The following is an 11053-nucleotide window of genomic DNA, read 5'->3' on the forward strand; positions in this document are numbered from 1 at the left end:
GGAGGTTAGGCAGATTGCTAACGGAGGTCAATACTTTGCCGAATATAGGGCTGCTCCACATGAGAATGCCCCGGCCGCCTGCCTGAGCGGAGGCGTCACCGGGGCATTCTCATTCGCGCTGTCGTGCCCTCAGAGGGCCGCCCTGCGCTCGTGCAGCAGTTCGCGCGCCTGGAGGAACGGCGCCCGCAGGAAGGCCAGGTGGTCCTCCTGCCCGTGCCGGTGGCACACCCGGCCGGGCCACAGACGCCGGCTGCGCTCGTCGATGTAGGCGAGGGAGCCGTCGACGAGGTTCAGCATGTGGTCGAGCGTGGCCGCGTCCGATCGGGCGTACTCCTCGCCCGTACGCAGGTAGACCGGGGACGTGTGCGCCATGATCGGCCTGGCCCACACGTCGTGGTGCCGGGCGACGCCCGCGCCCGGTCCGTAGCAGCGCGCGGCGATCCAGCTGTCCTCGGTCACCGGCACGTCCGCGGTCAGTTCGAGCGTCCGGCCGGGGGCGTCGAGCCTGCGCTCGGCGACGACGTGACCGTTGACCACGATCTCGAGCCGGTCGACGTCGAAGATCGACTGGACGCGCGCGTCCACGCGTACGGCGCCCTTCGCGGGCACCCGCGCCTCCTCGCCCGGCTCACGGCCGTCGACGGCGAACCACAGGAGCGGGCCGCTGGTGACGAAGGTCGCTCCCCGCCGTACGGCCCGGCACCAGGCCCAGTAGTCGAACTCCTCGTCATGCGGCACGTGCGCGTAGGTGCGGATGAGGCCGATCGGGACCTCGCTGCTCATCTTGTCGGTGCCGCCCACCAGGGTGATCCGGTAGCCGGCGTCGAGATAGCGGTAGTACTCCCGGATGTTGTAGTCGTCGTAGGCGATCATCTCGACGGCGTCGAGCCTGCCGGTGGCGAGCAGGGCCGCGGCCTCGCCGTTGGGCACGGGGAAGTGCGCCAGCACGACCGTGCCGCCCTGTTCGCGGCATTCGTCGGCCCAGTGGGACAGGGTCGTCTCAAGGCCGCCGCCGAGCTCGGCCTCCTCCGCGCCGCCGGTGCACCACGGCATGATCGGACGGCGCAGGCCGAGCAGGTTGATGTGGCCGAGCATGCCGCTGCGGTTCTCCTGCCCGGCGAACACGTGCGTGTGCCCGTCGTGGGAGGTGTGCGGGTGGCCGGTGAACTCCTCCGTGTTGGTGAACAGGTGCCCCCACTGGCTGAGCAGCAGGTTGGTGACCCGGACGTCCTCGCCGCGGGCCTCCAGCTCGGCGCCGAGGGTCGAGACGAAGTGCACGTGGGTGTCGCCGCTGTACCAGCCGTCGGCGGCCAGGTCCGTCACCCTGGCCAGGGTCAGCTCGAGCTCGGTCTGGCCCGGCTCGATCGTGACCGTGGTGTGCAGCGGCTCGTACTCGAACCCGCGGGCGGCCTCGACGGTGACCTCGCCCAGCGGCAGCCAGCCCTCGCAGGTGCCGTCGACGTAGGAGTAGGTCGTGGTGCCGAGGCGGACGTCGCCGCCGATGTCGAGGTTCCAGGTGTTGCCGTCGGAGTTGATGTGCCCGTGATGGCCGTGCGGCGGGTAGGGCACCCCGTCGGCGGAGCGGAAGTGGATCCGGCACGGGACCGGCTCGCCGGTGGCCGCGTCCCTGACCGTGGTGCGCACCCAGGCCCGTCCCGCGTCGGGGACGCGCCAGGTGACCCCGCCGTCGCCGTGCTCCCCGGCGCAGAGCAGTTCCCCCCAGCCGCAGGCGCTGATCACCGTCTCCCCGCGGGTGAGCGTCAGCCGCGCCGAAGGAGTGGCGGCGACGCGCACGTAGCCCTGGTGGTGCTCCCCCGTGGGCGTTCCCCAGGCCGGCGTGCCCCCGGCGGCCGTGTCGACGGAACCGGCCGTACGGTAGACGTAGGTCGCCGACCCCCGGTCGACGCTCACCGCCAGATCCTCCGAGATCGGCCCCGCCGACGGGCCGAGGTCGAGCAGGACGTCGCGCCACACCGTACGCCCGAAGGGGTCCTCGTCGAGCTCGCTGGTGGTCACCGCGCCGACGAGGATGGCCGGGCCCGCCGAGCGGATCTCCAGGGCGCGGACCGTCCGCTCGGGCCGGGGGTTGCGGCAGGGCCACAGGTAGAACCGGTACGGCAGGACGTACGGCGAGCGCGCCTGCGGGTCGTCGATGTCGACGAACCGCGCCCCGGCGGCGTCGAAACGCCCGTGGGTGCGCGACATCAGCCGGTGCTGGGCGTCGGGGACCGCCAGGAACGGGGTCTGCCCCCAGTCGAGCGGGATGGCCCGGTCGCTCCACAGCCGCGGTGTGGGCCCGATCTCCAGGCGCTGGCGCACCGGCAGCCGCTCGGTGGTCCCGTCGTCGTAGACGAGGGTGTAGTGGCCGCAGAGCTGACCGGCCATCTGCCCGTCGAACAGGTCGGTGGACTCCAGGGCGTGGGCGACCACCAGCCACGTGACCCTGCGGCCCACGGCGACGGTGACGGTCGCCGGGCCGGACCCGCCCACGCGGAGCAGCGCCGCGTCCGCGCCTCCCTCGTCGCCGAACCGGAACGGCAGGCCGTAGAGCGTGCGCGGCCCGAGCGGGTAGGAGTCTCCGTCGTCGAGAACCGAGCGGGGGGCGTTGAGCACATCGGCCAGGTCGAGCGGGTGATAGCCCCGGCAGCCGCCGGCCGGCGACACGTCGTGATCAGGCATTTCCGACAGATGTCTCCCTCCGCCCGGCGGGCGGCTCGTCGACGGACGTCTGGGCCAGCCCGGCGTAGAGCCGGGGTGCGCGGGCGCGCAGGTACAGGGCCCTGGTGACGCCGGCCACGATGCCGGCCACGCCGAGGCCGATGATCAGGATGTTGGTGGTGGTCCCGGCGCCGGTCAGCAGCGGCAGGTTGCTCAGGACGAGGAAGAGCACCACGGCCAGGGCGGCGAAGCTCAGCCCGGGGGCGACGGTGGTGCGGAAGATCCCGGCCTGGGGCGCCTCCCGGCGCAGAAAGCGGATGATCGCCAGGGAGCACAGCGCCCACAGGCAGATGATCCCGAGGAACCCGAGCGCGCTGCCCCACAGCAGCAGCCCTAGGTAGGGGTCGATCCCGAGGACCGCGAACACGACGACGGCCACGGCCGCCAGCGCGGTCTGGACGAGGCCGGCCGCCCAGGGGGCCTTGGTCCGCGGGTGGGTACGGCCGAGCACGCGGGGCAGCAGGCCCTCCCGGCCCATGGCGAAGAAGTAGCGGTTGGCCGCGTTGTGCAGCGCGAGCAGCGCGGCGAACGCGCTGGTCAGCAGCAGGATGTGCATCACCTCGGTGATCGGGGCGGGCACGTACCTGTCGAAGACCGCCACGACGAGGTTGACCGGGTCGGCCTCGGCGGCTGCGCCGATCTTGTCGGCGCCGTAGGCCATGACGACGACCCAGGTGATGAAGGCGTAGAAGACGGCGATGAACCCGACCGCGATGTAGGTCGCCCGGCGGACCGTGCGGATGCCGCCCCGCGCCTCCTCACTGAAGATCGCGGTGGCTTCGAAGCCCATGAACGCCCCGGCGACCAGAGCGAACATCGCCCCGTTGCCCGGGTCGAACACCCGGGTGGGGGCGAACGACGTGGCGGACCAGTCCCCGGATCCGCCCTTCAGCAGCACGTAGGCCGCCAGCACGACGAGCACGGCCGTCTCGAGCACCAGCAGCGCCCCGAGGATCCGGGCGCTGGTGTGGATGCCCCGATACCCGAGCCACCCCACGAAGACCAGGCCGACGACCGCGAACACCCACCACGGCACCTCGCGGTCGAAGTAGTTCTTGAACGTCTCGGTCGCGTACACGCCGAGCGCGCCGTACGTGCTGATCTGCAGGGCGTTGTAGGCGACGACGGCGAGCACCGCCGCGCCGGAGCCCGCCGGCTTGCCCAGGCCGCGCGCGATGGTGGCGTAGAAGGCTCCCGCGTTGCGCACGTACCGGCTCATGGTCATGAAGCCGACGGCGAACAGCGCCATGACCACCCCGGCGACCAGGTAACCGCCGGGGACGGCGGCGCCGCCCTTGAGGAAGTGCAGGGGGGCGACGGCGACGATGAGGGTCAGGGGGGCGAGCGCGGCCAGGACCGTGAAGACGAGGTCCTTGGTGCCCATGGCGTTGCTGGCGAGGGTGCCGGGCGCGGTCGCGGCGTTCCCGGGAGGATGACCTGGCATGGTGAGTTCCTTACTGGGGGTTCGGCGACACTGGGGGTTCGGCGACACTGGGGGTTCGGCGACCCGTGGGCAGGCGACCGCCCGCCCACGGGCCCGGGGCTGGAGGATGGGCTGATCAGCGGGTGACCGCGACGAAGACCTTCTCGCTCGGCTCCAGGGTGATCCAGTCGCCGCGGAAGCCCTGCGGGATGTGGAACGACTCTCCCGGGCCGAACTCCTTGCGCCGCCCGGACTCGTCCTGCACGGCGACGCGGCCCTTGAGGATGAAGCAGATCTCGTCGTAGGGCCAGGAGTCGAACCGCACGGCGCCGGGCTCCCCCGTCCAGTAACCGCCGGTGAAGGAGCTCGCGGCGCCGCCGAAGACGCGGAACTCCGCCTCCGTCCACTCCGCGGACAGCAGGTGGTAGTCGCTCAGCGGCGGCACGAAGCGCTCGCCGTTCCCGGCGGTGACGGCGCGGACGGCGTCGATGCCCACCGGAGTGTGCCTGTCGTTCACGATGCGGCTCCCCCGTGGTCTCCGGAACGGCTGCCGGCGCCGAAGCGACGCAGGACGTTGTGGGTGATGCGCTCGACGAAGGGGTCGCCGAGACCGAGCACGTGGGACCACTCGGTGGTGCCGCCGTTGAAGACCTCGCCGTCGCCGCGGGTGAAGGCCGCGATCATGCCGGCCCCCCGCATCTCGCCCTCGTGCACGTAGTCGGGCAGGTCGTCGCCGAGGTCGGCGTTGTAGTTGTAGACCTCCTCCTCCGGCCCGCCGATCGGCACCCGGCCGCCGAAGCGGTCCTCCTCGCCCCGTACGGCCGGCGCGAGGGCCAGGATCTCCAGCGTCTCCGGCGCGCCGTCCTCGAACGTCGGGTACGGCAGGCCGCGGCGGAAGGTGTACTCGACCGAGTCGAGTTCGAAGGCCGCCAGGAAGTACGGGGGCCCGCCGAGCAGGTCGCCGTAGTAGAGGTCGGTCCCCTCGAACGCCCAGTGGTGCGGCCGGTAGACCGTGAAGCCGCCCGACGAGCGGGGGGTGGCGACGCCGTAGCGGTTGTAGATCCCGCCGAGGCCGTTGAGGCCGATGGTGGTGGCGCCGGGACGTCCGACCGACTTGGCCTCCCACACCGTGGTGGCCAGGTGCGGCGTCGTGGCCGCCTCCGGATCAAGGGACGGCAGGCGGTAGCAGTACTGCGTGGCGCCGTCGTCGCTGAGCCGCACCTGCCACTGGTAGTTGCCGCCGAACCTGGCCAGGTTGCCGCCGGCGTCGACGAACGCGTCGACGGTGTCGCGCATCCGCCACGACCAGTACTCGTCGTGCCCGACGACGACGACGCAGGAGTACCCGTCCAGCGCGTGGGGGTCGAAGTGCAGGTCGTGCTGGGTCAGGTAGTCGATCTCGTACCCGTTGCGCTCGGCCCACACCACGAAGTGCCGCTCGTACGTCGCCCAGAACGCGTCGGCGTGGTGGCGGCTGTACCCGAACAGGCGCGCCCATTCGTAGGAGGGATAGCGGGGAGCGCCGTGCATGGGCAGGATGCCGGGGTTGGCCTCCCGCGGCGCGCTCAGCGGCTTGCGGATCATGCCGCGGGCGATGGGGCGCTGGGTCGAGGCCAGCGGCGACCCGTTGTCGGAACGAGGGTCGTCGCCCAGGCCGCGGTAGTGGTTGGCGCCGCCCCAGTCGTTGTAGGCCAGCAACGTGCCGGTGGTCAGCACGAGCGCGGCCCGGGCACGCCGCTCGGCCGGGGCCTTGACGGCGAAGAAGTGCTCGCGCTCCCACAGTTCGCCGGACGGCGTGACCGCGCGCACCGTGACGATGTAGAAGCCGCTGCGCCAGTCGCCGGGGATCTCCAGTTCGAGCCCCACGGGCCAGCCGCAGCCGACGGCGTGCGCGTCGGCCGGCGCCTCGTGCCGGCCCGCCGACAGTCCGGTGCGCGACCACACCACCCGCGGCTCCAGCCCGTCGCGGACCACCTCCAGGTCGAAGGACGGGACACCGGCGCTGAGGTGGAAGCGAACGGTCTCGCCCGGGAAGTAGGAGAACCGGTCGGTGTAACACCACACCTCGGCCGCGTCGGGCGTGCGGAACGCACGCTCCGAGGGCCAATCCTTCGGGGACCAGGCGAAGGCGGCGGGCAGGCCCGGCGCCGTGTTCGTGTCGCTCACTGCTCCTCCTTGAGTGCGAGCAGGCTGATCAGGTCGTAGGCCACGTGGGAGGCGGCGACGGAGGTGATCTCGGCGTGGTCGTACGCCGGGGAGACCTCCACGACGTCGGCGCCGACGAGGTCGCATCCGGCCAGGCCGCGCAGGATCTCCAGCAGTTCCCGGCTGGTCAGGCCCCCGGCCTCGGGGGTGCCGGTGCCGGGCGCGTGCGCCGGGTCGAGAACGTCGATGTCGATCGAGAGGTAGAGCGGACGGCCGCCGATCCGCTGGCGCAGCGCGTCGGTGATCTCGTCCACACCCCGGCGCATCACATCCGCGCTGGTCACGATACCGAAGCCCAGGCGCCGGTCGTCCTCCAGGTCCTTCTTGCCGTACAACGGGCCGCGGGTGCCGACGTGGCAGACCGCCTCGGTGTCGAGGATGCCCTCCTCGACCGCGCGGCGGAACGGCGTGCCATGGGTGTACTCGGCACCGAAGTAGGTGTCCCAGGTGTCGAGGTGCGCGTCGAAGTGCAGGAGCGCGACCGGGCCGTGCCGCCGGGCGGCCGCCCGCAGCAGCGGCAGCGCGATCGTGTGGTCCCCGCCGACCGTGACCAGGCGCGTGCCGTTCTCCGTCAGCCCGGACGCGGCCGCCTCGATGGTCTCGACGGCCTCGCGGATGTCGAACGGGTTGCACGCGATGTCGCCCGCGTCCGCCACCTGCACCGCCGCGAACGGCGAGACGTCCAGGCCCGGGTGGTACGGCCGGAGCAGGCGGCTGGCCTCGCGGACGGCCGAAGGGCCGAACCGGGCGCCGGGACGGTAGGAGACCCCGCTGTCGAACGGCACGCCCACCACCGCGACGTCGGCGTGCCCGACCTCGTCCAGGCGCGGCAGCCGCGCGAAGGTGGCCGGGCCGGCGAACCGCGGGACCCGGGAGGAATCGACGGGCCCCCGTGGCACGGTCATACCCGATCCTTTCTCTCCGGCGCGAATCCCCAGGTCAGGGGCTTATGGATCGGCAAGTCTGCAGCACACGGACTAAACCGGCAATTGGGGCACGCACGGAGAGTGAGGCGGTGGTTTGTGGCTGAACACAAACCCGGCCAGGAGGGCGGCGGGGCGCGGAGGGCGGATCGAGCCCTGTGACGGGGCGGGGTCCGGGCACGCGGACGACCCGGCGGCCGGGGTGGCCGCCGGGTCGGGAAGTCAGGGGTCAGGCGTAGTGCCGGTAGATCGCGCGGGCGACGCAGGCGGGCTTCGTCGCGCCGTCGATCTCGACGGTGAAGTCGAGCAGCATCTGGACGCCGTCGCCGGGGACGTCCTCGACGGAGACGACGACGGCGCCGAGCCGGATCCTGGCGCCGACCCTGACCGGGCTGGGGAAGCGGACCTTCTCCAGCCCGTAGTTGATGCTCATCGTCACCCCCCCGATCTCCAGCAGCTCATTGAACATCGGGATGACCAGGGCCAGGGTCAGGTACCCGTGGGCGATCGTGCCGCCGAACGGGCCACCCTCGGCCCTGACCGGATCGACGTGGATCCACTGATGGTCGCCGGTGGCATCGGCGAAAGTGTTCACCCGCCCCTGGGCGATCTCCAGCCAGCCGCTGTGCCCAAGGTCCTTACCGGCCAGCGCCCTGATCTCGTCGAGCCCGTTCACCGTCGTGGTCATGCGTCGGTCGCCCCTTCCCGTGTTCTCCTGCGCGCCGAGCCCGAGCAGGCGAGCGTGACACCTCGAACGTATGGCAGCTTTCTGACGGCCGTCAATGATTTGCATGACGTCGGGAACGGTCTACCCTTTTCTGCTGTGACCCTCGGCGGTGAAGACGACCAGACGGCGCCATCCCCGCGCCCGCAGTCCCTGATGTTCAGCTTCCTCGGGATCTACGTGCTGCATCGCGGCGTCGCCGTCTACTCCGGGAGCGTCATCGACGTCTTCGCCCGTCTCGGCGTCTCCGAGGAGGCCGTACGGTCGACGCTCGCGCGGATGGCGAAGCGGAACCTGCTGACACGGCACCGGCAAGGACGGAAGGTGTACTTCGGGCTGACACCGCATGCCGTGGAGGTCCTGGAGGACGGGCGCAGGAGGGTGTGGGAGACCGGCGCGGTGAACCGCGACTGGGACGGCACCTGGACGGTCGTCGGGTTCTCCATTCCCGACAGCCGCCGCAGCACCCGGCACGACCTGCGCTCCCAGCTCATCTGGAACGGATTCGGCCTGCTGCAGAGCGGGCTGTGGATCGCGCCGGGCGCCAGGGACGTCACCGGTGTCCTCGCCTCTCTGGATCTGGGCGATCACGTGACCGTGCTGACGGCGAAGGCGTTCGCGCCGACCGAGGCGGCCGACCTGGTCGGCAAGGGGTTCGACGTCGAGCAGATCGCCGCGCGCTACCGGGCGTTCCTCGCCCAGTGGGACGTCCCCCGGCCGCTTCCCGGCGCGCCGGACGACCTCGCGCGGCAGCTGCTGCTGCACACCGACTGGCTGCAGCTCGTCCGGCAGGATCCGCACCTGCCGGCCGAGCTGCTGCCCCGGGACTGGCCGGCGATCCAGGCCGAGCAGACCTTCCAGGCCCTCGCGCAGCGGTACGAGCCGCCCGCCGGCGAGCTGGCCGCCGCCGTCCTGGACACGCTGGCCGTCTGATCCTCCGGCGGCGCCCCGGCCGCGCCGGCCCCCGAACGGCGCGGCTCGGCGAGTCTCATGCCGGCGCGGCCGGGCGCGGTGCCGGCCCGGTCAGGAGACGGAGCAGGGCGTGCCGTTGAGGGCGAATCCGGACGGTGTGGTGTTGGCGCCGCTGTAGGTCCCCTGGAAGCCGAAGTTCGTGCTGCCTCCGGCGGGGATGGCGGGGTTGTAGGAGACGTTGCGCGCGGTGACCTGGGCGCCGGACTGGGTCGCGGTGGCGTTCCACGCGTTGACGATCCGCTGGTTGCCCGGCCACGTCCAGGTGACGGTCCAGCCGTTGACGGGAGCGGCGCCGGTGTTGGTGATCGTGACGTCCGCGGTGAAGCCCTCGTTCCAGGAATTGGCCCTGTAGGTGATCCGGCACGCGCCCTGCTGCGGAGCCGACGGGCTCGCGGACGGCGAGGCGCTCGGCGATGCCGAAGGGCTCACGGACGGGCTGGCGCTCGGACTCGGGCTCGGGCTGGCGCTCGGGCTCGGGCTGGGGCTCGGGCTAGGGTTGCTACCGGTGAGGCCGAAGAACTGGACGGCGACGGCGGCCATGCCGCCCGCCGGGAGGCTGTGCCCCGCGCCCTGGATGGTGTAGGCCTCGACCTTCACCGTCCCGGAGCCGTCCGCGTAGCGGCGGCGGTTCCACCCGGACTGCGGCGTGTCCGTGGAGGTCGGCGTCTGGCTCAGGCCGTGCACGTTCGTCCACTGCTTGACCTCCTCCTCCAGCTCGGCGTAGGCGACGACGGTGTCGTTGGTGCCGTGCCACAGCTGCATCCGGGGCCACGGCCCCCGGTAGGCGGGGTTCGCGTTGCGGACCGCGTCGCCCCACTGCTGCGCGGTCTTGCCCACGCACGGGGAGGAGTTGCCCGCCGGGTTGTAGGCCGCCTCGTTGGGGAAGCACGTGAACGGCACGCCCATGAAGGCCGCACCCGCCTTGAACACCTCGGGATACAGGGCGAGCATGGCGTTGGTCATCATGGCGCCCGAGGAGGCGCCGGTCGCGAACACCCGGTTCGGGTCGCCGTGGTACTGCTGCTCGACGTAGGTCACCATCGACATGAGCGACACCGGGTCGGTCTGGCCGCCGCGCACCTTGGACGCCTCGGACCAGTTGTCGAAGCAGTTCATCTTCTTCGACGCCGACGGGTAGATGACGATGAAGCCGTACCGGTCGGCGAGCGACGCGAACTCGGTGGACGAGTAGAAACCCGGCCCCGAGCCGCCGCACGTGTGCATGGCCAGCACGATCGCCGGGTTCTGCTGGACACCGTTCGGGACGTACAGGTGCATGCGCAGGTTGCCGGGGTTGGCGCCGAAGTTCGTCACCTCGGTCAGCGTGGCCGCGGCGGCGGGGTGCGCGGGTACCAGCACGGACACCAGGGCCGCGGCGGCGCACACAACCGCCGCGCAGGCGCCGGCGAGCGCCGCGAGCAATCGCCTCATCCGCTCCTCCTCGTTGTTTCTAAATACCGACGCCAGCCGGTATATGAGCAGGCGCGACCGGCGGTCAAGAAGCCGCGCGAAGGGCCCGGAGATCAAATTTTTATTTTCACTGCTTATCAAGGTACTTGCTATCAAGTGACTTGATAGCAAAGCGCGAAACTTACATCCGGGCGATCGCACGGTATGGTCGTCCGGTGACCGCCCGCCGCACCCGTCGCGCCGCACCCGCGCCCCGCCTGAGCTATCTGGTGTTCCGCCTGGAGCGCCGCGTCCGCGCCCGTCTGGACGACGCGCTCGCCCGGCACGGAGTCACCACGACGGAGTACATGGCGCTCAGCGAACTCCGCACGCGCGACGGCCTGTCGTCGGCGGAGCTGGCCCGCATCGCGTTCGTCACGCCGCAGGCGATGAACCTCGTCATCCGCGACCTGGAACGGCGCGGCCTGATCCGCCGCGACCCGCACCCGGACGGCGGCCGGATGCTGTGCGCCCGCCTCACCGCCGAGGGGACGTCCGTGCTCCGGCGCTGCGACACATCCCTCGACGACATCGAGGCGGTCATGCTCGAGAAGGTCGACGACGCGACGCGCGAGACCCTCAGAGAGGGCCTCACCGTCTGCGCCCGGGCCCTGCGGCCCGGCGACTGAACACCCGCGG

At 71.6% G+C, this 11053-nt stretch carries 9 protein-coding genes; 2 read left to right on the forward strand and 7 right to left on the reverse strand.

Going from position 1 to position 11053, the window contains the following annotated elements; all coding sequences use genetic code 11:
• Positions 1-129: 129 nt before the first annotated feature.
• From HHX30_RS26890 to HHX30_RS26915, 6 genes are all read right to left on the reverse strand, one after another.
• A complete protein-coding gene (locus HHX30_RS26890; protein WP_169984879.1) occupies positions 130-2679 on the reverse strand; it encodes a CehA/McbA family metallohydrolase in 2550 nt (849 codons plus the stop codon).
• Entirely contained in the window at positions 2672-4162 is a 1491-nt protein-coding gene (locus tag HHX30_RS26895; protein ID WP_169984881.1) for an APC family permease, read from the reverse strand. Before HHX30_RS26895 ends, HHX30_RS26890 begins: the two co-directional genes overlap by 8 nt.
• 115 nt (positions 4163-4277) lie before the next feature.
• Positions 4278-4658 (reverse strand): cupin domain-containing protein, encoded by a 381-nt coding sequence (locus HHX30_RS26900; RefSeq protein WP_211592577.1) that lies wholly within the window; start codon positions 4656-4658, stop codon positions 4278-4280.
• Positions 4655-6307 (reverse strand): N,N-dimethylformamidase beta subunit family domain-containing protein, encoded by a 1653-nt coding sequence (locus HHX30_RS26905; RefSeq protein WP_211592578.1) that lies wholly within the window; start codon positions 6305-6307, stop codon positions 4655-4657. The genes HHX30_RS26900 and HHX30_RS26905 overlap by 4 nt, the downstream gene beginning before the upstream one ends.
• The gene (speB, locus tag HHX30_RS26910) at positions 6304-7251 is read right to left on the reverse strand and encodes an agmatinase (protein ID WP_169984883.1); all 948 of its coding nucleotides are present in this window, start codon (positions 7249-7251) and stop codon (positions 6304-6306) included. The genes HHX30_RS26905 and speB overlap by 4 nt, the downstream gene beginning before the upstream one ends.
• Before the next feature lie 247 nt (positions 7252-7498).
• Complete coding sequence (locus tag HHX30_RS26915) at positions 7499-7957, reverse strand: MaoC family dehydratase (RefSeq protein ID WP_169984885.1); 459 nt, start codon at positions 7955-7957, stop codon at positions 7499-7501.
• Between the two features lie 135 nt (positions 7958-8092).
• Between HHX30_RS26915 and HHX30_RS26920 the strand changes: the two genes are divergently transcribed.
• Positions 8093-8926, forward strand: a complete 834-nt coding sequence (locus HHX30_RS26920) for a PaaX family transcriptional regulator C-terminal domain-containing protein (protein WP_310742039.1) — start codon at positions 8093-8095, stop codon at positions 8924-8926.
• 90 nt (positions 8927-9016) lie between these two features.
• Here HHX30_RS26920 and HHX30_RS26925 read toward each other — a convergent pair whose 3' ends face one another.
• Positions 9017-10396 carry a PHB depolymerase family esterase gene (locus HHX30_RS26925; protein WP_169984887.1) on the reverse strand — a complete coding sequence of 460 codons (1380 nt, stop codon included), beginning with the start codon at positions 10394-10396 and terminating at the stop codon, positions 9017-9019.
• A gap of 194 nt (positions 10397-10590) precedes the next feature.
• Between HHX30_RS26925 and HHX30_RS26930 the strand changes: the two genes are divergently transcribed.
• Positions 10591-11043: a MarR family transcriptional regulator gene (locus HHX30_RS26930; protein WP_310742038.1), complete on the forward strand. Its 453-nt coding sequence runs from the start codon at positions 10591-10593 to the stop codon at positions 11041-11043.
• Positions 11044-11053: the final 10 nt, after the last annotated feature.

It is taken from the genome of Microbispora sp. H10836, from assembly GCF_012999525.1.
In the GTDB taxonomy this organism is placed as follows: domain Bacteria; phylum Actinomycetota; class Actinomycetes; order Streptosporangiales; family Streptosporangiaceae; genus Microbispora.